A 24,665-nucleotide genomic window follows, 5' to 3' on the forward strand; every position below is an offset into this window, starting at 1 on the left:
TTTTATGCTTGCAATATTGCAACACTAGCGATGTAAGCCGGTCACGATGGCGACACAGGCGGCTACTCGGACAAGACACACGCCGCGCTGGTGGCGTAGGTTCATTGTGGCCTCTCGAAGGGCGAATCTTTTCACCCTTATCGAAATAACAGCCATCATAGTTTTTGTGGTCATGGTGGGTACCACTTGGGCTGCTTTCACTACTGCGCCGCCAAATGGCCAGCTTCTTCCTAGCGGCCAAGTCGCAATGCTGTTGATCGGCACACTTCTGCCAGCGATGGCAATTCTGATTTTGGCCGGTCGCAGACTTGCCCTGAAGCGCGCGGCGGGCAGCACGGCGCGATTACACGTTCGATTAGTGTTCTTCTTCTCAATGGTTGCGGCTGTCCCGACTCTTTTGGTCGTCGCCTTTGCTGCGGTCTTATTTCAGTCCGGGGTTGATTTCTGGTTTTCCGATAATTCGCGCGGACTGATGAAGAATGCCAATGAACTGGCCGAGAGCTATTACGAAGATAACCAGCTGGATCTGGGGCAGGAAACCATATCGATGGCGATGGATATGCGGGCCAACCTGCAGCAAATCGCGGTGACGGATCCAGACTTCATGTTGGTTTACGAATATCAGGCGCAGCCTCGCGATGTTGTTGAAAGTGCAATCCTCCAAGCGATGCCAGATGGTAGCGTTCGAACCGCAGTGCTCTACAATATCAGCGAAGGTACCGACCCCGTCGCTTTCACCGAGCAAAGCCTTTCTGAATTGAGGGCAGGGCAAACAGTCGCAGTTCGCGGAAGTTCCGAGCGGATCGAAGCGATTGCGCCTATCGATCGGCAAGCGGGCATTTATCTTTACACTGCTCGCAATGCGGAAGCATCTGGCTTTCGAAGCTGGGAAAGTGCTCGTTCGATCTCGAGTGCGTACGATGACCTTACAGCACGCGCGAGAGCTCTACAATTGCGCTTCAACGTAGCCCTTTTCTTCGTTAGTTTATCGCTGGTGGGGCTGGCCGTTTGGTTCGCATTGAAATTTGCTGATCGCCAAGTCGAACCGCTCACTGATCTTGTTGCTGCGGCAAGAGAAGTGGGCGCCGGCAATTTCAGAATGCGAGTTGATGGAAGGACAGGAGCCGATGAAATTGGTCTTCTCAATCGCGCCTTCAATAGAATGACTGCGCAACTCGAAAAGCAAACGGACGCGTTGGTTTCAGCCAACGAGGAGCTTGAGGAACGCCGCAGTTTCATTGAGGCCGTATTGGAATCGGTCAGCGCGGGTGTGATTACAATCGATGGTGAGAGGCGCGTCCTGTTGATGAATGCTCCTGCTCAAAGCATCCTTCTTGACACAGATGAAGGTGACAGCGCGCCCGAAACTTTGGATCAGATGGCCCCTCAAATCGCAGCGATGGTTGTGGCCAATCTTGATAAAGGCGTGGTCAGCCACGCGCGCCATGGAGAGATGATGACCCTTGCGGTGAAACTCGTACGCGAGGGTACGGGGCACGTCATCACATTCGAGGACATTACTCGTCAATTGCTCGATCAACGGCAGGCTGCTTGGTCGGATGTGGCGAGGCGTATCGCTCATGAAATCAAGAATCCGCTGACCCCCATTCAACTCGCGACGGAGCGCCTCAAGCGTAGATACCGCAAGCAAATCGAGCAGGATGGCGAATTGTTCGACGAACTTACAAATACCATTGTTCGGCAGGTGGGGGATTTGCGGAAAATGGTCGATGAGTTCTCGAGCTTTGCGCGTTTACCGAAACCGGTTTTCCGATCTGAAGATGCGATTGATCTGGTGCGGCAATCCATCTTCCTCCAAGAGGTGGCAAATCCTGACATCAATTATAGTCTTTCAAATGCAGTCGAAGGGCTGCTGAAGGTCCAGGCCGATCGCCATCAATTGGGTCAGGCGGTAACCAATATTCTCAAAAACGGCGCTGAGGCGATTGAAGCACGGGCTGCACATGCCGAACCTGATTTCCGCGGCCGGATTGCGGTAGAAGTTGCACAAGATGATCGATACATCATGATCGAGGTCTCGGATAATGGCATAGGTTTGCCCCAAGATCGCGAACGTATTTTGGAACCATATGTCACGACACGTGCGAAAGGCACGGGCCTCGGGCTCGCAATCGTAAACAAGATAGTAGAGGAGCACGGTGGAGAACTGTCATTCTCCTCTGCCGAAGGTGGCGGGACAAAGGTTCTACTCAAGTTCGCCCGCGACCCACATGGTGTTGCAAGCGCCAACGAGAAAAATTCAGACGAAAATACTGGAATTAGATAATGGCTTTGGACATTCTTATTGTCGACGATGAACGCGACATCCGCGAACTCGTGGCGGGTGTTCTGAGCGATGAGGGCTACGAATGCCGTACCGCAGCGGACAGCACTTCAGCGTTGCAGGCCGTCGATGAAAAGCGCCCGAGCCTCGTTCTCCTCGATGTATGGCTACATGGAAGTCAATTGGATGGCCTCGAAGTGCTCGATGCTATCAAGGCACGCGAACCGGAATTGCCTGTCATTATTTTTTCGGGGCATGGGAATATCGATACGGCAGTGAGTGCCGTGAGCCGCGGCGCCATGGATTTCATAGAAAAGCCGTTCGAAGCCGAACGCCTCCTCCTTCTCGTGGAACGCGCAACCGAAACCGAAAAACTGCGGCGGGAAAATAGTCGTCTTCGAGCAAAAACGATAGAGACAGGTGAGTTTACGGGAAACTCTGTTGCTATCAATTCGGTACGAGCGACGCTCAAGCGCGTTGCGCAAACTGGCAGTCGCGTATTGATAACCGGTCCTGCAGGTGCGGGCAAAGAAGTTGCTGCGCGGCTGCTACACAGTTGGTCTACTCGAGCCGATAAGCCATTCGTCACTGTCAATTCGGCTCGAATTACACCGGAGCGTTTCGAGGAAGAGCTGTTCGGGGAAGAGAGCGAGGGCAAGCTCATCCGTCCCGGACTGCTTGAAAGCGCAGACGGAGGTACGCTTTATCTCGATGAGATAGCCGATATGCCGCTGTCCACACAGGCGCGAATTTTGCGTGTGCTAACAGAACAAAGTTTCGTACGGGTGGGGGGCAGTCGGCAAATCGGTGTTGATGTACGCGTCGTCTCATCTTCCGCGCGGGACCTTTCCAGAGAGATGGAAGAAAAGAATTTCCGCGAGGATCTCTTCTACCGCCTGAATGTCGTCCCCGTTGAAATTCCATCGCTTGCTGAAAGACGTGATGATATTCCGGCTCTAGCGGAGTATTTCTTCGCTCGATACGCGGCAGAACAAGGTATCAGGCCTCCGAAAATTAGCGAAGAGGCCATGGCCGCACTTCAGGCTTACGATTGGCCAGGTAATGTACGCCAATTGAGAAACGTTGTTGAAAGAACTATCATTCTCACCCCTAGAGACAAGATCGACATGATCGAGGCGGAAATGCTGTCGGAGGAAGTTACCGGTGGAGGCGACAGCGGGAGTTCCGGAGTCGCGGGTCTTATGGGGGCTCCTCTTCGAGAAGCACGCGAAAGTTTTGAACGAGAGTATCTTTCTGTGCAGATCCGTCGCTTCTCAGGAAACATTTCGAAAACGGCCAGTTTTATCGGCATGGAGCGGTCTGCATTGCATCGGAAATTGAAGCTACTTGGAATGGCAGAGCGGAAAGAAGCCGATCGAAAGTAGCTTGGCCAAGTATGCTGTCGGATAAGCCTATTTTTTATTCGTTGCTGTTTACGTCAGGCACAAGCAAAGAAGATTGATCAGGTTAACGAAGTCAGTGCCCGGATGCCGGTGGGAGCATCCAGATTGCGGTCGGAGCCGATCGCCAAGAAAAGGAGACACAAAGATGTCCGGCGAAAAAACGCTATCTGCTCGACCAAGATCGGATAAAGTGGCGAGCCACAAAGGCAAGGCGCCAAGCCTTCAAGATGCGTTTCTCAATCTACTAAGGAAAGAGAAAACACCCGTAACTGTCTTCCTAGTGAAGGGAGTGAAGTTGCAGGGAATAGTAACTTGGTTTGACAATTTTTCCATCCTGCTCCGCAGAGACGGCCAATCTCAACTTGTTTACAAGCATGCGGTTAGCACAATTATGCCTGGACAGCCTATCGATGCGGCGCAATTCGCCAGCCAAGGGTCCGGCGCAAAGCAGCGTCTTCTTCAAGATGTTTTTTTGAGCCGTGTTCGGGAAGCTCACGCGCAGGTTACGATGTTTCTAGTGAACGGTGTGATGCTGCAGGGCAAAATTGCAGCATATGATTTATTTTGCATGTTGCTGGAACGCGAAGGCTACGTGCAGCTTGCGTATAAGCACGCCGTATCCACCATCCAACCTGCCGAGGCGGTAGATTTGACTGAAGACTGGGAAGAGGACGAAAACTGAGCTTCGACGACGACCTTATGGGCGAAGTCTCCCGCGGTGCGCGGGCTCTCGTCGTATGCCCGGACATTCGCGGCCAACGATACGATCTTGAGGCGGAAAATCGGCTCCAAGAAGCGGAAGGTCTGGCGCTTGCTATCGGCATCAGGATTGAAGAAAGCTTCGTGCTTCCAATCCGCGAGGTGCGGCCGAACCTGTTGTTTGGTGCTGGCCAAGTCGAAAATATCCGCATCTCGTGCGAGCAGAACGCAGCGGAACTGGTGGTTGTCGATGGTGCTCTTAGCCCTATTCAGCAACGCAATTTGGAAGAGAAACTTTCTCGAAAAGTTATCGATCGCACTGGATTGATACTAGAAATTTTTGGTGAGCGAGCCGCCACTGCGGAAGGGCGACTGCAGGTCGAACTAGCCCATCTCGATTACCAGCAAAGCAGGCTCGTTCGCAGCTGGACCCACCTTGAACGCCAACGCGGGGGCTTCGGCTTCCTTGGCGGGCCGGGTGAGACCCAGATTGAAGCTGACCGGCGAATGATCCGGCAAAGAATGGGGAGGCTTCGCAAAGAACTCGAGCAAGTACGCAAGACCCGCGGCCTTCATCGAGAGAGGCGCGAGCGTGCGCCGTGGCCAGTGGTTGCTCTTGTGGGCTACACCAATGCCGGCAAGTCCACGCTCTTCAATAATTTGACTGGTGCCGAGGTCATGGCTGAAGATCTGCTCTTCGCTACTCTCGACCCAACAATGCGTGCTATTACACTTCCGGGCGTCGAAAAGGCAATCTTGTCCGACACGGTAGGATTTATTTCAGACCTACCAACTCAATTGGTGGCTGCCTTTCGGGCGACGCTTGAGGAAGTTACCGCTGCAGACGTCATATGCCATGTAAGGGATATTTCAAATCCTTCAGCCGAAGCCCAAAAAGCTCAGGTATTGAGAGTGCTGACTGATTTGGGCGTGATTGACGGGGAGGTGGGTAACTCCACCATTCCTATTCTTGAAGTATGGAATAAGTGGGATTTGCTGGATAGCGAACAGGCCACGCAATTACGAGAGATCGCCGAGAGTTCTGACGATGTGGTGACCCTATCGGCCATCTCAGGCGAGGGCGTAGAAAAGTTTCTTAGTAAACTTGGCGACATGCTTACGGAAAAGGCTTCGGTCAGGAAATTCGAATTGCCCGCCAGTGACGGTCGACGTATTGCTTGGCTTCACGCCCATGGAGAAGTGCTGGAGGAGGCAGATGCTGGTGAAGGAGAAGAGGGACCACTTCGCCGGTTCATAGTTCGCCTAAATCCCAAGGAACTGGGACAGTTCGAAACTTTATGAGCCGCTTTTCTCACGCTCTTTGACCACCCGCCATAATTTTTCCTGTTCATCGAGGGGGCGTTCTGAAAAGTCACCCCCAGCTAATGTCTCCATCGCCCGGAAGCGCCTCTCAAATTTCAAATTTGCTGATCGCAGCGCTTGCTCGGCATCTATCCCATATGCTCGAACCAGATTTACGGCTGCGAAGAGAAAATCGCCAGCTTCCTCATAAACTTCTTCACCTGTTGCTTCTTTGAGCTCTTCCATCTCTTCAATGACCTTGTTCCGAGGCCCCTCAATATCCGGCCAGTCGAAACCGTGTCTAGCTGCCCGCTTCTGTAACTTATGCGCACGCAGGAGTGCTGGCAGGGCGAGGGCGACACCATCAAGAGCACCTCGGGCTCCTTCCGCAGCACGCTCGGAAGCCTTGAGCTCTTCCCACCGTGTTTCTTCCATTACTCCATCTTCGCTACCGAAAATGTGTGGATGGCGGCGCTCCATCTTATCAGCGATGGTTTTCACAACGTCTTGAAACGCGAAATATCCTGCTTCCTCAGCCAAGCGAGCGTGAAAAACTACCTGTAGCAAAAGGTCGCCAAGCTCGCTTTTAAGATCACTGACGTCAGACCGTTCGATTGCATCGGCAACCTCGTAAGCTTCCTCGATGGTGTATGGTGCTATTGTCGCAAAGTCTTGAGCGAGATCCCATTCACAGCCTGCATCTGGGTCACGTAGTTGCGCCATGATACCGAGCAAACGATTTAATTGATCTGTCATCGTTTAAACCTAGCGGGGGCGATGCCATCTCGAAAGAACAATGGCGAAACCGCGATGTGATAATATATATTATGTTAAATTTAGAAAGGCTCCGACCTGATAGAACTTCAATTTATTCCAGTGACCAATCGGACAAGGAAATAAGCTGCGGTGATGATCGCCGCCCAGATCATTGCCATCTTCAGCATCTGCTTCTTGTGTAAGCCATCTGCACGGTTCATTCCGCCGAGATACGCAATCACCAGCGCGGCCATCATCGCGGCCCAGGCGATTTCACCGGCTCCTAAATTCACAACCTTATTTCCAAACCGTCATAGCCCACCGTTACATTCGAAGGAACTTTGCCACACAAAGTTCGATAATCGAGTGATTTGTCCATATGAGTCAGGACTATGGTCTTGGCTTTGCATTTCCTGGCCAGTTCAAGCGACATTTCCAGATGTGCATGCGTTGGATGCGGTCGCTCCCGCAAACAGTCTACGACCAGAACATCACAATCTTTAAAGCATCGGACCATTCCCGAGGTTATTTCGCTGAAGTCGGTTGCATAAACCAGGGATTTGCCGTCCGCCTCGAACCGGAATCCGGTACTTTGCACTGGCCCATGCGGCATCTCGACATCGTCGAAGGAAAATCCTGCAACCAACTGAGTTTCGGACGTTTCTTTCAGGTTGATCAGGGTCGGATATCCAAACTGGCCTTCGAATATATAGTCGAAGCGTCTCCGAAGCCGATCGCAGGTAAAGCTGCTCGCAAAGCCAGGTAACGGATTGCTGCGATCATAACGCATGACCCGAAGGTCATCGATACCATGACAATGATCGGCATGATCATGAGTCCAGAAAACTGCATCGACTTTGCCGATATCGTTGGTAAGCAACTGAGTGCGAAGATCGGTGGAGGTATCGACGAGGATGCGCTGACCAGCGTCATTTTCAACTATGATGGATACACGAGTGCGGCGATTTTTGGGTTCTGCCGGGTCACATTCGCCCCAATCATTGCCGATACGGGGAACGCCCGTAGATGTACCACAGCCGAGCATAAGCAATTTCATGCCGCAGCTTTCGAGAAGAGACGGTAAAAATTTCGCGTCGTATAGTCAGCAAGTTGATTCAGGGTTTCCCCCCGCAATTCTGCGAGGAAGCCGGCTGTATCTCTTACGAAGCCCGGCTCACAAGATTTACCCCTGTGGGGCGCCGGAGCGAGAAACGGACTATCGGTCTCCACGAGCAGACGATCTTTTGGGATAGTCTTTGCAACTTCCTGCAGGTCTCGCGCGCTCTTGAACGTGACGATACCCGAAAGGGAGATCGAAAGGCCGAGGTCGAGTACCTTTTCACCGAACTGTGCTGATGCCGTGAAGCAATGGATCAAAGCGGGAAAGGCGCCCTTCCCCATTTCGTCAGATAGAATTGCAAGAGTATCCTCGTCAGCGTCCCGCGTATGGATAATGACTGGAAGACCAGTCTGGCGGGCGACGTCGATGTGAATACGGAAAAGCCGCTGTTGCTGGGCACGATCCGAATGATCGTAGAAATAATCGAGCCCGGTTTCGCCAATCCCGATTACTCGAGAGTTCCGTGTTGCTTCCAAAAGCTGCTCGCGGGTCAAGCCAGCGTGGTCATCTGCATTGTGCGGATGAATGCCCACACTGGCCCAGACATCGGGTGTGGCGTTGGCAGTGCCGACTACCTGATCCCACTCCTCCTGCTTGGTCGAGATGTTCAGGAACGCACCTACACCTGCTGCGCGCGCCCTATCCAAGACTTCGGCTTGCTTGTCGACCAGCCCTTCGTATTCAAGGTGACAATGGCTATCGACAAGCATCAAACTGCCTCGGTGTCCGGAAGTTCAAGTCTGGGAAATGCCGGGACTGGCTTATCGATCACATGATCTGCAGCGACCAGAGCGTTGAACCAGGATTCATCCGACAGGTCGGCGTAAGTACGGCGTTCTTCCGTCACGCCCAATTGATCCAGAACCGCGGAAGATTTCGAAGGTACGACTGGCTGAATTGCGATCGCAAGATCTCTTATGGCCAGGAACAGCGTCTGCAGCACGGCCTTCATGCGCTCTGGATCGGTCTTCTTGAGACCCCAGGGGGCCTGCTCATCGACATAGGCATTACATGCGAAAACAGCCTTGAGCCAGGCTTCGATCCCCACGCTGAAATTCAATGCCTCGAATTCGCGCGGCAGGGTTACGTTGCAGGCCTCGCGAACGGTGGCGAGAAGCGTCTTATCCTCACCGTTTGGAGAGAAATCTTCGAGCTTTCCGTCCATGTTTTTGTGGATCATGGACAGCGTTCGTTGAGCAAGATTGCCGAAGCTATTTGCCAACTCTGAATTAACCTTGTTTACAAGCGCTTCAGCGGAATAGCTGCCGTCTTTTCCGAAGACCACCTCTGCCATCAGGAAGTACCGGAGAGAATCTACGCCAAAGAGATCGACCAACTGGTTCGGGTCAGTCACATTGCCCGCAGATTTCGATTCTTTGACACCCCGATTGAGCAAAAACCCGTGACCGAAAACCTTCTTCGGCATCGGTAGATCGGCGCTCATAAGAAAAGCCGGCCAATACACCGTGTGAAAACGGACGATGTCCTTGCCAATAAGGTGGAGGCTGGCGGGCCAGAACTTGTCCCACAGTTCACCACCGTCGGGGTAGCCCAAGCCGGTGATGTAATTGGTGAGCGCATCGACCCACACATACATGACGTGATTGTCATGTCCGGGTACTTTCACGCCCCAGTCGAAACTGGTGCGGCTGACAGAAAGATCTTTCAACCCGCCCTCGATGAAGGCGATCATCTCGTTTCTACGGCTCGCCGGTTCGAGAAATCCGGGCGTATTGAGAAGTTCGATCAGCGGTTCCGCATATTTCGAAAGACGGAAGAACCAGGTTTCTTCTTCGGTCCATTCCACCGGTGTGCCTTGGGGCGAGAGCTTTTCGCCCCCCTCCCCTTCGACGAGTTCCTTCTCGTCGTAATAGGCTTCGTCGCGGACCGAGTACCAACCTTCGTAACGGTCGAGATACAGATCGCCCTTGGCTTCCATTGCCTCCCAAATGGCTCGGCTCGCCTTATGATGATCTTCGTCCGTCGTGCGGATGAACCGGTCATATGTGATATCGAGCCGGTCAAAGAGATCCTTGAACGAACCCGACATCTCATCGGCCAACTCACGCGGGGTTATGCCGAGATCGCGAGCTTTCTGGGACATTTTCAAGCCATGCTCATCAGTGCCGGTTTGGAACCGTACCTCCCGACCCATCAGACGCTGGAAGCGCGCTATGACGTCGGCCGCGATAGTCTCATAGGCGTGGCCGATATGCGGCTTGCCGTTGGGATAGTGAATAGCGGTGGTTATGTAATAAGGGTCAGCCATTGCCGCGTTCGCTAGCCGCGCCCGCCTGCGCGAGCAAGGTCCCGATTTCCATACCCAGCAATCCTGGGTCGAAATTGTAGGTAGGCTGCTCGGCACTCAACCGGACGAGTTGGGCGTGCGTGTCGACCAGTTTACCGGGATTCCCTGCATGAGTGTCGATCTGCTCCGACAGTATGGCGCGTGCCAGACCGAGTACGGCCTGGAGCCGCGGAATATCCTGTTTTGAGCCGATTGCGCCCGCCAATTCGCCGCGAAGCCCGAAGTCGCGATCGCCTTTTTCCAGGATTGTCCGCATCAGTTGCGCTGGCTTGCCCAGATTGTATTTGAGAAACGTCAACGCAGAACCCGGAGAACCTGCCGAGGCTGCGATTGCCGCATCGCGCGAAGCTATGTCTGCCTCGGGTGCCAGATCGCGTAGAAGATTATCCATCGAGCGGCGGTCAATCGCTGAAAAGCGTAACGTCCGGCAACGCGAGCGGATCGTCGGAAGAAGGCGAGCCGGACTGTGGGCGACCAGAAGAAAATAGGTGCCTTGCGGTGGCTCTTCGAGGCTCTTCAACAGGGCGTTGGAGGCTGACACTTCCATGTCGTCGGCAGGGTCGATGATAACCGCACGCTTCGAGCCCAGGGTCGGCCGGGTGGTAAGGCGGCGCTGTATCTCGCGAACTTGATCGACCTTTATGCCACGGGCGAGTTCGAACGGCTTGCCGTCATCGCGCTTCTTTGCTTCGTCCCGGTTCTTCGGGCCGTATGTCAAAGTCAGAATGTCGGGGTGGTCCGCCTGCCCTTCCCCGCCCAGAAGTTCGCGCGCAGCTGCTTGTGCAAAGCTAGCCTTCCCCAGACCTTTCTTCCCCGCCAGCAGCCACGCATGATGCATCCGATCACCAGCCATCGCACGGCGCCACTGGCTCCAGGCGTCTTCATGGCCGACCAGATTCATGGGCGTAAGTCCTTCAGCATGGGGACCAGCGCCCGCATCAGCCGAGCATGAACCTCCTCAACCGTGCCATCGCCCGCGACCCGGAGGAAGCGTGCCGGTTCGGCAGTTACGAAACCGTCGAATGCCGAATTGACCTTGGAGTGATAAATGTGATCGCGGCCCCCGATCGCATCCGAACTATCGCCATCTCGGGCGCGCAGCCTACGACGGACTTCCTCGCTTTCCGCGCCGATAACGATCGTGATATCGGGCAGCAGATTGGCACTTCCGATTTCGTGGAGCTGCCGGACAGCGGCGTCGCCCAAAGCGCCAGCAGCGCCTTGGTATGCCCTGCTCGAATCGATAAACCGGTCACAGATCACCCATTTGCCCTGATCGAGAGCCGGCTTGATCAGGCGCTGGACATGATCCGCGCGCGCTGCGGCGAACAACAGCGCTTCTGCTTGCGGACCCCAGCCTTCGCCGGGTGGGGCGAGGAGGAGTTCGCGAATTGCTTCGGCACCAGGTGTGCCGCCGGGTTCGCGCGTCGCCACGACATCGATGCCGCGTTTTTCGAGAGCATCGCAAAGCAGTCGGGCCTGGGTGGACTTGCCCATCCCTTCCCCACCTTCAAATGCGATGAAAGTCCCTCGCTTCACGATACCCAGCCCATCATTCCATTCAGCAAGCGACGACCCAAGCCGGCCTCCTCAATTTCATTCCCCGCGAAGAGCGGAACGCTGAAGTCGGACAAGCCATCGATTGACACTGTGAGCTTCGCAATCTGCTCGCCCTTGCGCACGGGAGCGCGGATCGGCCCTTCGTAATTGACTGTCAGTTTCACATCGCGGTGGGCGCCGGTTGGGATATCGACATACACCCCACCGGGCGCGACCAGGGCCACCGCCGAACTGGAGCCGCCTTGCACCTCAGCCTCGGCCACGATTTCATCGGGTGCAAACAGGCGCTGCTGATCGAAGGCGGAAAAGCCCCATTCGATTAGGTCGCGCGCGGCCTGGTTGCGATCGCGCCCGCGGGGACTTGCCGCAACGACCATTACAAGGCGCCTGCCATTACGTTCGGCGGAGCCGAGAAAGCCATATCCTGCCTGATTGGTGAAGCCGGTCTTGATACCGTCAGCACCCGGAACCACGCCGCTGATCGGATCATGATTGGACTGCGTAATGCCGTTGTATGTAAATTCGTGATGTCCGACATAATGCCGATATTTAGACGGATGCTGACGAAGCATCTGGGTGGCGAGCGTCGTAAGATCGCGGGCGGTTACGAATGTGCGGCCATCGTCCATCCAGCCATTGGGCGTGCCGAAATGGCTGTCTTTCATGCCTATCTCTGCCGCCTTGGCATTCATCGCCGCGACCCATTCCTCGATTGATCCCGCCGCTCCGTCGGCTAGCGCTGCCGCACCGTCATTTGCGGAAACAGTCGTGATCCCGTGGACAAGATCGTCGACCGTCACTCGCGCATCATGTGGGAGGAACATGGTCGAGCCGACCTGATTCCATCGCTTCCAGACTTCCGGACGAAGAGAGAAGCTTTGCTGCGGCAGTATCTTCCCTTCCTCCATCCACTCAAATGCAAGGAAGGTCGTCATGACCTTCGTAATAGATGCGGGCATGAAGCGGCGATCCGCTTCCCGTTCGAACAGAATTTGCCCGCTGGTTACATCGAACAGATAGGCGATCGGAGCCTGGCTCGCGGAAGGAGGCGTAGGTCTTTCGACCTCCTGAGCGATAGTCGCGGCGGGAAGGATGGCTGCTACGGAAGCAGTCAGAACGAGGTTTCGAAAGACGTGTCGCAACGGGTTACGCATCGCCCAATGGCGACGCTCTCCTCTCGGATGAACTGGGCTACCTTCTATACCATGAAGAACGGCAATGACGAGGGCCGTCAGCCGCTTTCCACTACCCTGAATTAGCGAGCGATTTCGTCTGCCAGCAAGCCAACACTCATCGCGTAATAATTGGAGCAGTTATACTCGAGGATTACGCGGTAATTGCTGGTCAGGAGCCAAGCCGGTGTTCCGGGGCCATCGGGCTGGAAGAGCGAGACCAGCGTGTCACCGGGCAAGGCACGTTGCGGTTGCACGCCAAGCGAGCGCCATTCGGAAGCTGTCTTGTACTGGCTGTGACGTTCGTGAACGCGCGGACAGACGGGCGAGGTGAGTTCACTCCGATATCGATCGACATTGAAGCCCGAGGGTACGGAAGCGCGTACGCCCCATGGCTGGCCCGGTCTCCACCCAGCATCGCGGAAATAGTTCGCGATGGATGCCAGGGCATCGACTTCATTGTTCATGATGTCGGCTCTGCCATCGCCATCACCGTCGGTAGCCAGCCGGAGATAAACACTCGGGAGGAATTGGGGATTGCCGAACGCTCCGGCCCAGCTGCCCTGCAGCTCGCTGCGCGAATAGCCCTTGTCGGCCACCTTCATCAGATCGACCCACTCGCTGGAAAAGAGCTCCCGGCGCCGCCCTTCCCAGGCAAGAGTAGCCAGTGAGCGGGAAAGATCGAAGCCGCCCTTGACCCTGCCGTAAGCGGTTTCGTGGCCCCAGATGGCGACCATTATCTCTCCGGGAACTCCGAAGTCGCGCTCGAAAGCCGCAAGGCGGCTGCGGTAATTGGCATATTCGCGGCGGCCACCATTGATCCGGGCACTGTCGACATGGGTGGCGATGTAAGGTGCAAGCGGGGGATAGCCCGAACCGCTGGAGGAACCCGGCTGGCTCTGATCGAGTTCCATCACCCGCTGATTCGGGGTGAGGCCGGCAGTCATCCTGCGCAGTGTATTTTCACTCACCCCTTCGGCGCGAGCGCGGGCGATGAGGAGTTGCATATAGGCATCGAAGGACATGTCCTGAGCCATGGCGGGATTGGCGGGCAGTGCGAGAAGCAAGGCGCTGGCAGCGAGAAAGAGGTTTCGTAATTTCATGATTGGTATGTCGCAGGCTCAAGCTGAATGGCAAGTGTCATGAAGGGCTTACGCAAAAAGGCCTGTCACAGTTCCGATATAGGAGTGACAGGCCGGAAATGTTTGTCTAGCAAGCGCATCGCTCGCGGACAGGTGGCAGAGCGGTTGAATGCACCGGTCTTGAAAACCGGCAAGGGTGCAAGCCCTTCGTGGGTTCGAATCCCACCCTGTCCGCCAGCAGCTCAATAAAAACAAGCACTTAAAGGTCAATGTTGGGCCTTGCCATAACCTATGGCATACCTGAGAAAAGCGGGGAAAAATATCCCTCCCCTGCGATTCGCGCGTGCAAGAATGCTAAAGCGATGCCCATGCAATTCGACCCAGACCGCCCTAATAATCGAGAGCTGAAGGCACTTTCGCGCCTTTGTCTCGGCACCGTCGAAGACCCGGCGGCTTTCGTGAATGTCGGCAAGAACACCTTTGAGGCCATGCTTGCCAAGGGTTGGATTGTGGAGGCCCACGACGACACATATGGCACCGATGGCTACAAGATAACGCCAGAGGGTGAGCAAGTCTGGGAAGCGAATTACACCCGCCTTCGCAGATAAGGTGGACCGGCCCCACCGTTTCCAGTGTGCCGGTCCTGCACCGCGCCTCCCAAAGAACAAAAGAGACCGTGCCGCGTCGGGGTTTACGCACTCACCGACTAACCGGGTCTTTCGGGCCATGAATAAAAACCCCAGGCGACCAGCCTAATCTCGCGGCTCACTCCAATCGACAAGCTGCATGGCCTTGTCGGTGTCGATCCCGCTTTCTTTTGCCAGCGCCAAGGTCTGCACCACCGCCGCCAGAGCGCGTGCCCTTCCGCCAGTGTCAAAGGCTTGCAGCGGTCGCATCACATCGAGCTGCACATTGCCGCCCAGCTTTTCGGTCGCTTCCTGGGCAATCATCCGCGCGATAGGCTGCAACATCCATTGCGCTAGATGCCGCTGAGCCTCGCGCACCATCGGCCCTGTCGTCGCTGGATTGCTGAGACCGGGCAGGACGCCAAAAACCGTCTCGATGCTGGCCTTGGCACCTGCCAGGCTTTCTTTCGTCATCGCCTTGGAAAGGTCCGGCGTCACATCATGCGGCTTGAGGTCGGTCTGTGGTGCAGGCCCGCCCGCCGCCGTGACGTTTACGCTCTCGCGGACCAGCACCCGGCCCCGCATCCCGCGAAAGCCTCGCGCCAGAGCCGTCATGTCGGTGTCGGGCTGTTCCGGCATGGGGATGACCGCAGAGCCTAGCGGCGCATCCGCGTAGATTTCCGCCAGCGCCGTTTCGAGCGTTTCGAGCAACCCGCCTGTGAGCCGCGCCCGCCTGAGCGGCGCAACGCCGGTATATGGCGCGCTAACCTCAGAGCCGATGCGAAGATGCAAAACCTCACTCGCCAGCAGCGTCTCGGTGCGCCCGCCGCCAGTGTCGGGAATTCCGACCCGGTAAGCCGTTGGCACCGTAAACCGCGTGGTTAAGTCCCAATCGGAGCAAGGCACCAGCCCGGTCTCGCGGATTGCAAACACCGCCTCGCCTCTCAGCGCCAGAGCGCGCGCCGCTAAAGCTAGGTGGAACGGTGTGAGCATGTCGGTGCCATCGACATCGGCAAGGCTCAAACCGCCCTCCCAAAGGCTCACACAGCCCTGCACCGTGCCGGTTAATTCCGCCAAGCCATCGGTGCCGGTGATGTAGGCCGCGCGGGCCTGCATAATCTGGGCAGTATATCCGGTGCCGCTTGAGCGTTTCTCGATAGTCTCGGTTTTTTTCGTAAATGGCCACATGGTTCAAGCCCTCCGGTATGGGCGCAACAGGTCCGCTGCGCCGCTGTAGATGAGCGCTGTGGCGACCCATGCCGCGCTGCGCTGATAACGTTCCTCAATGGCCCCGCCCATATTGACAGAATAGCTAGATATTCCAGCGCGGTCGGTGCCATCGCTCAGATACTCTGCTAAGCGCTTGAACGCCTCCAGGATGGCCTCAGGAACCTCACCGCCGCCCACATCGGCCACAATACGATAAGGGCCAGCATCGGGCAGGCAGTAGCCATAAGGCCCCGCGTCGAGCGTGACCGCCTCCCACGCCTCGCCAGTCCAGCGCTCAGCGCCAGAGAGGGTCGCAGGCGCAAGTGGGAATTCCCAATGGCCATTGCCCTCGACCAGCCAAGTCACCTCGCGATCGGTAAAGCGTGGTTTCGTGTAAGCCTCGATGCGTTGCCAGATTGGCGCCGGGTCCAGTGCCGCCGCCGCCGCGCTCAGGCCGACAGGTGCCGCCGGATATTCGACCGGCAGGCCCTCGGTCTCTTTTATCGTCTCGGCCATCATGCGGGCCTCCATCTTTTGAGGGTGCGGTGCAGGCCGGCGTCGGGTCGTTCACAGTGCGGGATGCCCTCAGGCGTCCAGTTGCGAGCCTCGATCTGGGCCGATGGGTAAGCCCCGCGCGTTACCGCTGAGACCTCCACCAATTCCGCCGCCGTGATGCTGCGATGAACCACACCGTTCTCGCGGGTGACGAATTCGCCGCCCTTGATGACGCGAAAGCCGGGTGACAGGCCACGGATAAGGCCAGCACCATGAGCAGCGAGAAAGTCCCGCGCCCATGACGTATGTGCCGCCACCGTCGCCTCGAATGTAAGCGCGTCGGTTTCCTCGCGGACCTCAAGCGTTCCGGCTGTCCGACTGGCCAAAGGCTTTTCAAAGTTATGGCCGCTCAGAAAGTGCAGGTCGTCGTCGGAGTTTACGCGGGAGGCAAAAGCCCCCCGCGCGATGGTTTCAAAGTATCCGGGCGCAAGCTGCGTCCGGGTGTCGTAAGGGAAGCGGCCCGCCACGCGAACCGCATCGCCCTCCTGGCGAACCTCAAGCCCGCCTAGCGAACCGCCCCAGAGCATCAGACGCCTGCCGCCAGCTTGCGAAGCTGAGTAGTGCGCGGCACCTTGAGGTCGACCGTCAGAAGACCCGTAAGGCGAAGTCCGCCCGACTGCGCATCGCTGTAGGGGTCGCGGATAAGGTCCACACCGCCCCACATGCCGAGATAAGCCGGGGAGAGACCGCCAGCCGTTACCGCGAGCAATGCGGTGTCATCGGTCAGCTGCGTGGAGAGGATCGGATTCCCCATGCCAGCGGTGAGCCGCGTCCATTCGGTCTGGCCACTGCCAGCGTCATAGATTGCGTCGTCCAGGTCCGCCCACATCTCCGGTGTGATTGCCATGCGAACCGCCGAAGGATCGGAGATAGCGTTGGCAGTCATAAAGGCGATGATTTCGGTGCGAACCGCGGGCCACGTTGCTGCCCAGGTGCCAGTGCCGCTGGCCAGTTCGACAAGGCCCGTAGGCTCACCGTCGAGACCGTCACCGACCAAGATGGCCCGGTCGAGTTCGGCACCGATAGCAGCGGACATGTCTCGCCGGATGGCCTGTTCCAGTCCCGGCCCGGTCTGTTTCACCGCCTTGCGGCTCAGGCGCATGTGCGCGCCAAGGGTGTGGTCGGGCGAAAGCGTGGTCTCACTCGTCTGGAATGCGGTCGCGTTGGGCACATTGCCGCCCTCGGTTGCTGCCCATCCGGCCACCGCGCCTTGCGTGGCGACAGGATATTCCACCGTTCCAAACGGAATCGAGACCGAGTTAACACCCAGCCGCGATGCGACCGATGCCGGGAACAAGCGGTCGAAGATGCCGCGCGTGGTTTTCGGCTCGACCACACCGCTCGAAACAGTGTCGCGGGTTTCCAATGCCTCAAGCGGCATGGGAATACCCTGATACTGTCCAGCGCTGCGCATCTCCTGCACAACCTCAAGGGTCTGGCCGGTGAGTTGCTGGCCGTGGTCGAGCGCTGCCACAACCTGGCGGACCTCAAAGGCCGACATGATTTCGGCCCATTCGGTTTCCGACCGGGTTTCGAGTTCTTCGCCAGCTTCCCGGCGTTCCTCGTCCTCAGCGATCAGTGCCGCGCGATAGCGGGTTTCGTTCGTCCGATATTCCTTGTCGAGTTCACCCATCGCGCGGGTTTCATCCTCGGTCGGATTATCGTTGCCAGCGAGGGTCGCCAATTCCTGGCGAATTTCCGACTGGCGGCGCGTGATTTCCATAGACTTTAACATTTCCGATTCACCTTTTGTTCGGTAGTTGCCCCCCGCACACCGTGCAGAAGATTTCGCCATTCTTGGCGTTCGGCAGAAAGCGGCTCGTGGCCCAGTTCCTGCCGAGTTTTTTGCGCGTGACATCGCCCGCACAAAATCTGAAGATTGCTCAGGGTGAACGCGAGGTGCGGATGCGTCCGCACCGGCTCCACGTGGTCGCACTCAAGCCCTGTGTGCACACCGCAGCGAACACAGGCCCAGCCGTCACGTTCGAGCGCCTGCATCCGCAGCGCTTTCCAACGCGGGCCGCGCGTGATGTGCCGCGAATAGCGGGTGTGCTGTTTCCGCTCAGGTCGCATTGCGCACCTGCAATTCGTAAAAGATGACCTCGCCAGCGGGTGCCAGCGGGGAGACCCTGGCCACACTGAATTCCTCGCCGCCGATGAGCAGCCGGTCTGAGGTCTCAGGCTCGATGGCCAGACCATCGGCAGACAGGAAAATGCGCCGGTCGCCGATATTGATTAGGCCCGCCGCGATGAATTGGATTTCCACCGCATAGGTCGCCGAAAGGATAGTGACCTCATACGCCACGTCTGGGCCGGGGATCTCCTCGCCATATTCGTTTTGTGTGGGCGGCCCTGCCCTCAACAGCGTTGCAGCCTGCCCATGCTTCGCGATCAGCCGCGATGCTGTTTCCTTCATCCCCATGCGATGCGTCCTTTCGATAGTGAGGGGGCGCGCTTCATGCGCTGGCCTTGGGCGACCGCCACGACAGTCGCCGCAACCGGATCGACCCGGCCCGTTGACCGGCCCGCCGCCAGTTTGTGATTGCCCGCCGGATCGACCAGCGTGATTGCGTCGGCAAAAGCTGAGCGCAGGAGCAGCGAGGGCACTGTCTGCACCTCGCCCTCAAATACAGCGCGCCGGGTGCGCTCAATGTCCTCTGAGCCGTCTTTCCATCCGAAACCGCGCCAGATGAACGGCACCCGGTCTAAGCCCGCCTCGCGCAGCGCTTCCAAGAATTCGGCATGGCGGAATCTGTCACCGCAGATTGCAGCCGGTGCCTGCCCGTTCAGCCGCTCGACCACACTGGCCAGGAAGCGACCGACCGGCACCGTGGTCTCGCCCATCGTCACCAGTTCGCCGCGCTCAGCCATCTCGACATAGCGATGCGCCACACCATCGGCCTGCCCTCGGTCGGCAAGCCCAGGCTTACAGGGGAAAGCACCCACGCACTCCAGGCGTCCGGTCTCTGGCCAATACAGCGCCGCTGCACTCATCGACCGCGAGCCGCCAAGGTCCACGCCCATAACCACCGGCCCCTCGCGCAAGGGGAGGTCATCGGGCGAAACCTCACAGCCTAGCCACTCGTCCACCGTTAGCAGCACCGAGCGGTCATCCGATGCGACCCGCTCATTCCGGTTGAGATTGCGGAAGCTGGAGAGTGCAGAACCGCCGCGCGCTATGGCCCGCCGTGCCTGAGCGACCAGCCATTCGGGCGATGGGCCAATGCCTTCTTTCGCGCCGGGATTGGCAACCAGTAGGCTTTCCATGTCATCGGGAGGCAAGCCGGGTGTGGGCCGGTGTTCCTGCACATAGCAGCCGGGGGGAGGTTCATCGAGCCAGCGGGAGAATGTGTTGGCGTCATCCGGTGCCGATGTGGAGATTATTAGCGCGCGGCCATCGCGCTTGCCGAGACCGGATAGGATAGCGTTCTCTAGCGCGTCACCTTTCTCGCGCTCCCATGCGGCCCGCTCATCGAGAATTGCCAGCGTCGGTGCGCCGCCAAGAATGCTTTTACCGTCCGCCGCGATCACGCGCGCCAGACCGCCGCCGTTCTCATCGGTCTCGACCTCAAGCCGTGACCCGCGCCGGATAGTGAATTGCTCGCGCTGTTCCTCAGGCAGACCGTCAATGAAACCGACCAGGAACGCGAAGGCTGTTTTAGCCTGGTCACGATTGCGGGCCGCGAAAATGATTTCTCGTTTAGGCTGTGGTGCAATCTCGCCCATCAAGTGACCGAGTGCGATTCCGGCACTGAGCGCAGTTTTTGCCGCGCCGCGTCCGATGCTGAGACAAGCGGCCTCGATCCCCTTGGCGAAGGCACCGCGCACAAATTGCTTTTGATAGGTGGCCAGCTTTAGCGGCTTGCCTGCCAGTCTGCCCTCAGGGACCACCAGCGTGGGCAGGAATTCGAGTGCTGCCATTGCCTCTTTGGATGCGCGGGTCATCGGCAATCCTCCCCGGAATTTTGGGAGAGAGAAAGAAAGAGTTGGGCGGCGGTCACACGTTCCCACGCAATCGGGGGCATTGGGACCACATCAGCCAGCGTCACACCCGTCACAGCCTTTAGGCTGCTGTGACGTTTGTAACGGTAAGCTGGCCCGTCACTGTGCGTGACATGTGACGGTATGTGACGATTGTGACGGTGCGGCTCAGTCATCGTCCTGCACCTTCCAAAAGTAATCGTTAAACCCGCGCACCTCGTCCAGTTCGATGAGCCTATCCTTTGCCCGCTTGAAGGCAGTGCGGGCCGCGCTCTCGCTTGAGCCTGTAGTCAGTTCATGTGCTGCGCAGGCCTCTCGCCAATGGTCGATAGAGACCACCGCCACGCCCTGAGGGTAATCCGCACCCATGTCGGTGCGCCCATGCTCAGACAGGGCATTCGTCAGGGCAGTCATGGCCACCTGGTCTTTGCCCTTGAGCCGCTTACGGATCGGCACCGGCTTGTCGGCAGGGTCGACCACCGCACTCGTTACCGGGTCGCCATCTTCATCGGTGCCCAGTGTCACAGACCGCAGCACATAGTGCAGGTCCGAAGGCATAATGAGGTCGCGCTGTTTCTTGCACTTGATGGCCTGATTAGAGACCATGATTTCGGTATCCATCGCGGCCCGCTGAGCCGATGAACCGCGAGCGCCCTTTTCTTCATCCTTGCCGGTGTGGTGGATGAGCATGACATGCGCGCCGGTCGCCTCGCGGATCAGGTCGCAGTTCTTGACCAGTTGCGCGGTATCCTTGGCGGTGTTCTCATCGCCCTCGCCCATCGAGCGGGCCAGCGTGTCCACCACCACCAGCGCGGGCGAATACTCTTTGAGGATTGCCGCGAGGGCCTTGGCGTCAATGTTGCCGTGCAGGTCCACGCCGATGGGCAGGAGGATGAACGGTGCATCCGCCATGTGCGGATTCTCGCGCTTGAAGGCCGCGAGCCTATTCAGGACGCCAGAGCCGCCCTCAGCGGCGATGTAGAGCACCGGGCCACCGTTGACCTTGCACCCGCGCCATTCTTGGCCAGCGGCGATGTGCATCCCCATGTCGAGCGCCACAAAGGTCTTGCCCGCGTTCGATGGGCCGTAGAGCATCGAAAGCCCGTTGGCAGTCAGCCAGCCCTTGATGAGGTAATTGCAGGACAACACCGCCTCGATGGCGTCCAGGCTCACCATGCGGCTCTTGAGTTCGTCGAAGCGGCTCGCGCGGCTTTGCTTCTTTTCCTGGCCCATGTCTGAGCCGGGTCCGATTTGCTCCCATGTCTCGAAAGCTACGCGGTCGGCCTCAGCCTTGAGGTCATCGGGCAGACCATCGGTGAAGGCGTCATAACCATAGGTCATTGCAGCGCCTCCCATTCCAGTTCGAGAATGTCGGCGATGAAAGCGCACTGCACCAAGGCGCGGCAGTAGCGCACTGCCACCTCAAGACTGTGGATCGGCACATCGGCAAAGACAAAATAGTCCGCCACGGTGCGCGCCTGGATGGCATGGTCCATCGAGACCAGCTCGCGCCGGGTGGTGATGAGCGTGATGGCGTAATCGCGGGCGATGAGCAGCTTTTGCCGCGCATCCATCTCCGCACCATCGGTGCAGTCGGGCACGAATTGCCGGACGTGGAAAGCAAGGTCGCTCATACGTCCACCACCAGGAATTTGATGCCCAGGCTCGCGAGAAAAGCGTTTCGCTCGCGTTGGTAGATCGGGAGCAGCTTGCGACCGATTTCCTTAGGCGGCATGTCGGGAAGCCACCGGCAGTCAAAGCGCTCATTGGCCTTGAAAATGAATTCGACCTTGTAGCCATGCGGTAGCTGGCAGGTGCGGCGATGGGTCACGCTCATCACACACCGTCCTCAGGCTCGCGCCCGTCATGCTCGTGGTCTGGCTCGTCGACCTCGCGCGGGTCGTCATCCTCAAGGGGATCGTCGTCCTCAAGGTCACAATCGCCGTCGATCACATCGAGCAGGTCGACAAGCGCCTGCACTGCGCAGCCGATGGCCTCGCGGTCGACCATGCCCTGCACCTGAAAGCGGTCATTCCGGCCATCCGGCCCTTGAAAGAATGCGACATACGGCGCGGGGAGAGTGTTCTCAGCCATGCTGCACCGCCAATCCGCGCAGCCAGAGCAGCACTTGCAACCGCGCTTTCTGAGCCTCGGTAGCTTGAATTTTCGGTCGAGATTTAGTAGGGCCGGAGAGTTCGCTGCCGTGAACATTCCAGCCCTCGCACCTTGCCTCGGTGTGAGGGTTTTGGCTTTTCATGGTTAGGCCACCTCGCGTTCAGCGATGCGGGCCTCGACCCATGTGGCGACCTCATCGCGGCAGAAAGCGATGCGCTTTTCGCCGAGCGGCACAGCCATGGGAAAGCGACCTTGCGAGCGCAGGCGATTAATCATCGTGCGGCTCAGCGAAGTGATTTCGCAGGCCTGATTAAGGCTTATCAGCTTTGGAATTTGGGACATTGACCACTCCGTTTGTGTGGAAGCGGCTGTCCATTTGGAACATTTCAGTCGGTGATGCAGCAAGATAGCACTGCACCGTCAAACGTTAGACGTTGCAGTAACGCTCCTTGATGTATTTCCAATGGTCCCAACCTGGCCTGCATTCTGCACGCTCTAAATAAGACTTCACGTAAGAGTAGCTGCTGGCGACCGTGCGCGCGCTCACATCAAATTTAGCCATTGTTTCACTTGAAGCGCTTTCGTAACCGCCTCTCCCAATTTCCTCGACGCGCGCCTTCATAAAGACCCCGATTTCCATCTTACGGTCATGTGCATTGAGAGAATTAGACCAGCCCTGATAGCCCTTGCGCCGCGCAATCGCTTCCAGCCGATAAGGCGTGTAAGCCTCTTCCCCATCAATCATGTCTGCAAGTTCTTTGGCGAGGGCCGATTCTATCTCTGTAAAACCGGACCGAAAGTAATCGGCAAGCGGGGTCAGATCGCCCTCGACTAGGCCCGCAGCGACCCTGCCCATCGCCTTTTGTTGCGGATCGCTCCAATCGCTAAACTTACGCATTTAGGTAGGCCTCCCAAGCCTGCATGAGTTCGCGCCGCTTATCGAGCGCAGACCCGCGTCGATATGCCGCCTCGGTCTTGTCGCTCAGCGTATGCGCCAGCGCCGCCTCTGCAACCTCGCGCGGGAATTCGGTCTTGTCACCACACCAGTCGCGGAATGTGCTGCGCAGACCGTGCAGCGTCACTGTCTTGTCGGGACTAGCGCGCCTGAGCGCTTTGGTCATGCCGGTATCAGCGATGGGCCGGTCATCGACCGCGCCGCCGAATAGTAGCTGGCCTGTGGCCCGTTGGCGCATCGCCTCGACTATCTGCACCGCGCGGTCGCACAGCGGCACCACATGTTCTTTGTCCGCCTTCATGCGGTCGGCAGATAGCGTCCAAGTCTTAGCGGCCATGTCGAATTCATCGAAGGTCGCGAACCGCGCCTCGCCAGAGCGCGCAGCCGTGAGCATCACGAATTCCACCGCCCTAGCTGCCACACCAGTCGCCTCGCGCAGTTTCGCAGCGGTCTTAGGCGCATCGGCATAGGCAAGCGCCGCGTGGTGCGACTGCCCTTTCTTGCGCCGTGGCGGCATTACCTTGTCGAGCAGACCTTGCCAGCGCGCCGGATTGTGGTCTTTCCGCCAGCCATGCGCGATGGCGTAGTCAATCACAGCCTGAATTCGTGCCCTGAGCCGGTCGGCAGTGACAGGCCGTTCCTCCCAATGTGGTGTTAGGCAGGATTTCACATCGCCAATGGCAATGTCGGCGATGGGCATTTTGTGCAGCGGCTCCGCATATTCGTTGAGGGTCATGTGCCATTGCTGGCGGTGTTTATCGTTCGACCATCCGCCCTCTTTGGAAGCAAGCAGTTCATCCATGCAATGCTTGAACGTGATAACGCGGGCCGGTTTGTGGTCCGCTTTCGGGTCAATACCGCGCGCCAGCTTGTCGCGGATTTCGTCGGCCTTTTCTCGCGCCAGTGCCAGCGAGACAGGTGCAGTTCCTCGACCATATCCGCCAAGGCCCAATTCGGTGCGCTGGCCAGAGCGCTTGTAGATGAAAAGCCATTGGCGCGATCCACCTTTGCGGACCCTGAGAAAGAGGCCATCGCCATCGCTGTAGATGCCTGGCTTTTCGAGACGCTTGATTTCGGTCTCAGATAGCTTGTGCCGAGCCATCAGGCACCGGCCTTATGGGGTTGGAATCCCGCTTTGTCCGCCATCATTTTCGTTTCCCCTTGTCATAACCGCCAAGCTGTCTTTCTCGTTTTTATTGGCAATTACAAGGGGGTGGTTGACGGTAAAGTCAGTAAAAATGGCGGACAGTCGGGCACCCTGTCCGCCAGCTATTTCTGCTGGGTGCCGGTAAGGTCTGCGCCCTTGCGGTCAGCCTTCGGATAATCCTCCGGCTTGACGCTCGATTGGTTCTTGAGCGCGCGATGCTCTTCCGCGATGCCGCCATCGGCCGTGTTCTCATCGTCTTCATCGATACCCTGCGGTTCGTCTACGATTTCGAATTCCATTTTAACTCTCCTTTCGCAATCAACGCGCCCGCGCGTTTAAGTTGCCGGTCGATCCGCCGAAGGGCTTTGAAATTATGGTGAAACGCCGCTTT

General features: G+C 57.6%; 29 protein-coding genes and 1 tRNA gene. 6 read left to right on the top strand and 24 right to left on the bottom strand.

Annotation, left to right across the window (positions count from 1 at the left end; genetic code table 11):
• Positions 1 to 46: 46 nt before the first annotated feature.
• The 4 genes from ACYQ0G_RS02585 (at position 47) to hflX (ending at position 5,688) form a co-directional block, all read left to right on the top strand.
• Positions 47 to 2,287 carry a sensor histidine kinase gene (locus ACYQ0G_RS02585; protein WP_460098942.1) on the top strand — a complete coding sequence of 747 codons (2,241 nt, stop codon included), beginning with the start codon at positions 47 to 49 and terminating at the stop codon, positions 2,285 to 2,287.
• The gene (gene ntrX, locus ACYQ0G_RS02590) at positions 2,287 to 3,669 is read left to right on the top strand and encodes a nitrogen assimilation response regulator NtrX (protein WP_460098944.1); all 1,383 of its coding nucleotides are present in this window, start codon (positions 2,287 to 2,289) and stop codon (positions 3,667 to 3,669) included. The genes ACYQ0G_RS02585 and ntrX overlap by 1 nt, the downstream gene beginning before the upstream one ends.
• Before the next feature lie 163 nt (positions 3,670 to 3,832).
• Positions 3,833 to 4,369 (top strand): RNA chaperone Hfq, encoded by a 537-nt coding sequence (gene hfq / locus ACYQ0G_RS02595; RefSeq protein WP_460098947.1) that lies wholly within the window; start codon positions 3,833 to 3,835, stop codon positions 4,367 to 4,369.
• Positions 4,370 to 4,386: 17 nt separating this feature from the next.
• Positions 4,387 to 5,688, top strand: coding sequence for a GTPase HflX (hflX, locus tag ACYQ0G_RS02600; protein ID WP_460098949.1), 1,302 nt, complete (start codon positions 4,387 to 4,389; stop codon positions 5,686 to 5,688).
• On the opposite strand, the gene mazG is transcribed toward hflX, so the two are convergent.
• The 9 genes from mazG to ACYQ0G_RS02645 form a co-directional block, all read right to left on the bottom strand.
• On the bottom strand, positions 5,683 to 6,444 hold the full coding sequence (gene mazG / locus ACYQ0G_RS02605) for a nucleoside triphosphate pyrophosphohydrolase (protein ID WP_460098952.1): 762 nt from the start codon (positions 6,442 to 6,444) through the stop codon (positions 5,683 to 5,685). The genes hflX and mazG overlap by 6 nt on opposite strands.
• A gap of 107 nt (positions 6,445 to 6,551) precedes the next feature.
• The gene (locus ACYQ0G_RS02610) at positions 6,552 to 6,737 is read right to left on the bottom strand and encodes a hypothetical protein (RefSeq protein ID WP_460098954.1); all 186 of its coding nucleotides are present in this window, start codon (positions 6,735 to 6,737) and stop codon (positions 6,552 to 6,554) included.
• A complete protein-coding gene (locus tag ACYQ0G_RS02615; protein WP_460098957.1) occupies positions 6,734 to 7,501 on the bottom strand; it encodes an MBL fold metallo-hydrolase in 768 nt (255 codons plus the stop codon). The genes ACYQ0G_RS02610 and ACYQ0G_RS02615 overlap by 4 nt, the downstream gene beginning before the upstream one ends.
• Complete coding sequence (locus tag ACYQ0G_RS02620) at positions 7,498 to 8,274, bottom strand: TatD family hydrolase (RefSeq protein ID WP_460098959.1); 777 nt, start codon at positions 8,272 to 8,274, stop codon at positions 7,498 to 7,500. The genes ACYQ0G_RS02615 and ACYQ0G_RS02620 overlap by 4 nt, the downstream gene beginning before the upstream one ends.
• Positions 8,274 to 9,833: a methionine--tRNA ligase gene (metG, locus tag ACYQ0G_RS02625; RefSeq protein ID WP_460098962.1), complete on the bottom strand. Its 1,560-nt coding sequence runs from the start codon at positions 9,831 to 9,833 to the stop codon at positions 8,274 to 8,276. Before metG ends, ACYQ0G_RS02620 begins: the two co-directional genes overlap by 1 nt.
• Complete coding sequence (locus tag ACYQ0G_RS02630) at positions 9,826 to 10,773, bottom strand: DNA polymerase III subunit delta' (protein ID WP_460098965.1); 948 nt, start codon at positions 10,771 to 10,773, stop codon at positions 9,826 to 9,828. The genes metG and ACYQ0G_RS02630 overlap by 8 nt, the downstream gene beginning before the upstream one ends.
• Positions 10,770 to 11,411: a dTMP kinase gene (gene tmk / locus ACYQ0G_RS02635; RefSeq protein ID WP_460098968.1), complete on the bottom strand. Its 642-nt coding sequence runs from the start codon at positions 11,409 to 11,411 to the stop codon at positions 10,770 to 10,772. The genes ACYQ0G_RS02630 and tmk overlap by 4 nt, the downstream gene beginning before the upstream one ends.
• Entirely contained in the window at positions 11,408 to 12,586 is a 1,179-nt protein-coding gene (locus ACYQ0G_RS02640; protein WP_460098970.1) for a D-alanyl-D-alanine carboxypeptidase family protein, read from the bottom strand. Before ACYQ0G_RS02640 ends, tmk begins: the two co-directional genes overlap by 4 nt.
• 101 nt (positions 12,587 to 12,687) lie before the next feature.
• Complete coding sequence (locus ACYQ0G_RS02645; protein WP_460098973.1) at positions 12,688 to 13,707, bottom strand: lytic murein transglycosylase; 1,020 nt, start codon at positions 13,705 to 13,707, stop codon at positions 12,688 to 12,690.
• Between the two features lie 126 nt (positions 13,708 to 13,833).
• Here ACYQ0G_RS02645 and ACYQ0G_RS02650 point away from each other — a divergent pair.
• A tRNA-Ser gene (locus tag ACYQ0G_RS02650) sits at positions 13,834 to 13,923 on the top strand.
• Positions 13,924 to 14,054: 131 nt separating this feature from the next.
• Positions 14,055 to 14,294, top strand: a complete 240-nt coding sequence (locus tag ACYQ0G_RS02655) for a hypothetical protein (RefSeq protein WP_460098976.1) — start codon at positions 14,055 to 14,057, stop codon at positions 14,292 to 14,294.
• 144 nt (positions 14,295 to 14,438) lie between these two features.
• On the opposite strand, the gene ACYQ0G_RS02660 is transcribed toward ACYQ0G_RS02655, so the two are convergent.
• From ACYQ0G_RS02660 to ACYQ0G_RS02730, 15 genes are all read right to left on the bottom strand, one after another.
• Positions 14,439 to 15,500 (bottom strand): phage portal protein, encoded by a 1,062-nt coding sequence (locus ACYQ0G_RS02660; RefSeq protein ID WP_460098978.1) that lies wholly within the window; start codon positions 15,498 to 15,500, stop codon positions 14,439 to 14,441.
• 3 nt (positions 15,501 to 15,503) lie between these two features.
• Positions 15,504 to 16,040 carry a hypothetical protein gene (locus ACYQ0G_RS02665; RefSeq protein WP_460098981.1) on the bottom strand — a complete coding sequence of 179 codons (537 nt, stop codon included), beginning with the start codon at positions 16,038 to 16,040 and terminating at the stop codon, positions 15,504 to 15,506.
• Complete coding sequence (locus ACYQ0G_RS02670) at positions 16,037 to 16,603, bottom strand: HK97 family phage prohead protease (protein ID WP_460098983.1); 567 nt, start codon at positions 16,601 to 16,603, stop codon at positions 16,037 to 16,039. The genes ACYQ0G_RS02665 and ACYQ0G_RS02670 overlap by 4 nt, the downstream gene beginning before the upstream one ends.
• A complete protein-coding gene (locus ACYQ0G_RS02675) occupies positions 16,603 to 17,811 on the bottom strand; it encodes a phage major capsid protein (protein ID WP_460098986.1) in 1,209 nt (402 codons plus the stop codon). The genes ACYQ0G_RS02670 and ACYQ0G_RS02675 overlap by 1 nt, the downstream gene beginning before the upstream one ends.
• Complete coding sequence (locus tag ACYQ0G_RS02680; protein ID WP_460098989.1) at positions 17,805 to 18,149, bottom strand: HNH endonuclease; 345 nt, start codon at positions 18,147 to 18,149, stop codon at positions 17,805 to 17,807. Before ACYQ0G_RS02680 ends, ACYQ0G_RS02675 begins: the two co-directional genes overlap by 7 nt.
• Complete coding sequence (locus ACYQ0G_RS02685) at positions 18,139 to 18,498, bottom strand: hypothetical protein (RefSeq protein WP_460098991.1); 360 nt, start codon at positions 18,496 to 18,498, stop codon at positions 18,139 to 18,141. The genes ACYQ0G_RS02680 and ACYQ0G_RS02685 overlap by 11 nt, the downstream gene beginning before the upstream one ends.
• Positions 18,489 to 20,021 carry a terminase large subunit domain-containing protein gene (locus tag ACYQ0G_RS02690; RefSeq protein WP_460098994.1) on the bottom strand — a complete coding sequence of 511 codons (1,533 nt, stop codon included), beginning with the start codon at positions 20,019 to 20,021 and terminating at the stop codon, positions 18,489 to 18,491. The genes ACYQ0G_RS02685 and ACYQ0G_RS02690 overlap by 10 nt, the downstream gene beginning before the upstream one ends.
• A 204-nt stretch (positions 20,022 to 20,225) precedes the next feature.
• Complete coding sequence (locus ACYQ0G_RS02695) at positions 20,226 to 21,398, bottom strand: helicase RepA family protein (protein ID WP_460098997.1); 1,173 nt, start codon at positions 21,396 to 21,398, stop codon at positions 20,226 to 20,228.
• Positions 21,395 to 21,691 carry a hypothetical protein gene (locus ACYQ0G_RS02700; protein WP_460099000.1) on the bottom strand — a complete coding sequence of 99 codons (297 nt, stop codon included), beginning with the start codon at positions 21,689 to 21,691 and terminating at the stop codon, positions 21,395 to 21,397. The genes ACYQ0G_RS02695 and ACYQ0G_RS02700 overlap by 4 nt, the downstream gene beginning before the upstream one ends.
• A complete protein-coding gene (locus tag ACYQ0G_RS02705; protein WP_460099003.1) occupies positions 21,688 to 21,894 on the bottom strand; it encodes a hypothetical protein in 207 nt (68 codons plus the stop codon). Before ACYQ0G_RS02705 ends, ACYQ0G_RS02700 begins: the two co-directional genes overlap by 4 nt.
• Positions 21,894 to 22,151: a hypothetical protein gene (locus ACYQ0G_RS02710; protein ID WP_460099005.1), complete on the bottom strand. Its 258-nt coding sequence runs from the start codon at positions 22,149 to 22,151 to the stop codon at positions 21,894 to 21,896. Before ACYQ0G_RS02710 ends, ACYQ0G_RS02705 begins: the two co-directional genes overlap by 1 nt.
• A gap of 165 nt (positions 22,152 to 22,316) precedes the next feature.
• Positions 22,317 to 22,514: a helix-turn-helix transcriptional regulator gene (locus ACYQ0G_RS02715; protein ID WP_460099008.1), complete on the bottom strand. Its 198-nt coding sequence runs from the start codon at positions 22,512 to 22,514 to the stop codon at positions 22,317 to 22,319.
• 85 nt (positions 22,515 to 22,599) lie between these two features.
• Positions 22,600 to 23,070 carry a hypothetical protein gene (locus tag ACYQ0G_RS02720; protein WP_460099011.1) on the bottom strand — a complete coding sequence of 157 codons (471 nt, stop codon included), beginning with the start codon at positions 23,068 to 23,070 and terminating at the stop codon, positions 22,600 to 22,602.
• Positions 23,063 to 24,229, bottom strand: a complete 1,167-nt coding sequence (locus ACYQ0G_RS02725; RefSeq protein WP_460099014.1) for a tyrosine-type recombinase/integrase — start codon at positions 24,227 to 24,229, stop codon at positions 23,063 to 23,065. Before ACYQ0G_RS02725 ends, ACYQ0G_RS02720 begins: the two co-directional genes overlap by 8 nt.
• 167 nt (positions 24,230 to 24,396) lie before the next feature.
• Positions 24,397 to 24,573 carry a hypothetical protein gene (locus ACYQ0G_RS02730; RefSeq protein ID WP_460099017.1) on the bottom strand — a complete coding sequence of 59 codons (177 nt, stop codon included), beginning with the start codon at positions 24,571 to 24,573 and terminating at the stop codon, positions 24,397 to 24,399.
• Positions 24,574 to 24,665: the final 92 nt, after the last annotated feature.

Source organism: Qipengyuania triglochinis, assembly GCF_054655615.1.

Excerpts from the sequence above, each read along its gene's own strand:
- ACYQ0G_RS02585 (WP_460098942.1), top strand. The coding sequence starts at position 47 with ATGGCGACACAGGCGGCTACTCGGACAAGACACACGCCGCGCTGGTGG.
- ntrX (WP_460098944.1), top strand. The coding sequence starts at position 2,287 with ATGGCTTTGGACATTCTTATTGTCGACGATGAACGCGACATCCGCGAA.
- hfq (WP_460098947.1), top strand. The coding sequence starts at position 3,833 with ATGTCCGGCGAAAAAACGCTATCTGCTCGACCAAGATCGGATAAAGTG.
- hflX (WP_460098949.1), top strand. The coding sequence starts at position 4,387 with ATGGGCGAAGTCTCCCGCGGTGCGCGGGCTCTCGTCGTATGCCCGGAC.
- mazG (WP_460098952.1), bottom strand. The coding sequence starts at position 6,444 with ATGACAGATCAATTAAATCGTTTGCTCGGTATCATGGCGCAACTACGT.
- ACYQ0G_RS02615 (WP_460098957.1), bottom strand. The coding sequence starts at position 7,501 with ATGAAATTGCTTATGCTCGGCTGTGGTACATCTACGGGCGTTCCCCGT.
- ACYQ0G_RS02620 (WP_460098959.1), bottom strand. The coding sequence starts at position 8,274 with ATGCTTGTCGATAGCCATTGTCACCTTGAATACGAAGGGCTGGTCGAC.
- metG (WP_460098962.1), bottom strand. The coding sequence starts at position 9,833 with ATGGCTGACCCTTATTACATAACCACCGCTATTCACTATCCCAACGGC.
- ACYQ0G_RS02630 (WP_460098965.1), bottom strand. The coding sequence starts at position 10,773 with ATGAATCTGGTCGGCCATGAAGACGCCTGGAGCCAGTGGCGCCGTGCG.
- ACYQ0G_RS02640 (WP_460098970.1), bottom strand. The coding sequence starts at position 12,586 with ATGCGTAACCCGTTGCGACACGTCTTTCGAAACCTCGTTCTGACTGCT.
- ACYQ0G_RS02645 (WP_460098973.1), bottom strand. The coding sequence starts at position 13,707 with ATGAAATTACGAAACCTCTTTCTCGCTGCCAGCGCCTTGCTTCTCGCA.
- ACYQ0G_RS02655 (WP_460098976.1), top strand. The coding sequence starts at position 14,055 with ATGCAATTCGACCCAGACCGCCCTAATAATCGAGAGCTGAAGGCACTT.
- ACYQ0G_RS02660 (WP_460098978.1), bottom strand. The coding sequence starts at position 15,500 with ATGTGGCCATTTACGAAAAAAACCGAGACTATCGAGAAACGCTCAAGC.
- ACYQ0G_RS02665 (WP_460098981.1), bottom strand. The coding sequence starts at position 16,040 with ATGATGGCCGAGACGATAAAAGAGACCGAGGGCCTGCCGGTCGAATAT.
- ACYQ0G_RS02670 (WP_460098983.1), bottom strand. The coding sequence starts at position 16,603 with ATGCTCTGGGGCGGTTCGCTAGGCGGGCTTGAGGTTCGCCAGGAGGGC.
- ACYQ0G_RS02675 (WP_460098986.1), bottom strand. The coding sequence starts at position 17,811 with ATGTTAAAGTCTATGGAAATCACGCGCCGCCAGTCGGAAATTCGCCAG.
- ACYQ0G_RS02680 (WP_460098989.1), bottom strand. The coding sequence starts at position 18,149 with ATGCGACCTGAGCGGAAACAGCACACCCGCTATTCGCGGCACATCACG.
- ACYQ0G_RS02685 (WP_460098991.1), bottom strand. The coding sequence starts at position 18,498 with ATGGGGATGAAGGAAACAGCATCGCGGCTGATCGCGAAGCATGGGCAG.
- ACYQ0G_RS02690 (WP_460098994.1), bottom strand. The coding sequence starts at position 20,021 with ATGACCCGCGCATCCAAAGAGGCAATGGCAGCACTCGAATTCCTGCCC.
- ACYQ0G_RS02695 (WP_460098997.1), bottom strand. The coding sequence starts at position 21,398 with ATGACCTATGGTTATGACGCCTTCACCGATGGTCTGCCCGATGACCTC.
- ACYQ0G_RS02700 (WP_460099000.1), bottom strand. The coding sequence starts at position 21,691 with ATGAGCGACCTTGCTTTCCACGTCCGGCAATTCGTGCCCGACTGCACC.
- ACYQ0G_RS02705 (WP_460099003.1), bottom strand. The coding sequence starts at position 21,894 with ATGAGCGTGACCCATCGCCGCACCTGCCAGCTACCGCATGGCTACAAG.
- ACYQ0G_RS02710 (WP_460099005.1), bottom strand. The coding sequence starts at position 22,151 with ATGGCTGAGAACACTCTCCCCGCGCCGTATGTCGCATTCTTTCAAGGG.
- ACYQ0G_RS02715 (WP_460099008.1), bottom strand. The coding sequence starts at position 22,514 with ATGTCCCAAATTCCAAAGCTGATAAGCCTTAATCAGGCCTGCGAAATC.
- ACYQ0G_RS02720 (WP_460099011.1), bottom strand. The coding sequence starts at position 23,070 with ATGCGTAAGTTTAGCGATTGGAGCGATCCGCAACAAAAGGCGATGGGC.
- ACYQ0G_RS02725 (WP_460099014.1), bottom strand. The coding sequence starts at position 24,229 with ATGGCTCGGCACAAGCTATCTGAGACCGAAATCAAGCGTCTCGAAAAG.
- ACYQ0G_RS02730 (WP_460099017.1), bottom strand. The coding sequence starts at position 24,573 with ATGGAATTCGAAATCGTAGACGAACCGCAGGGTATCGATGAAGACGAT.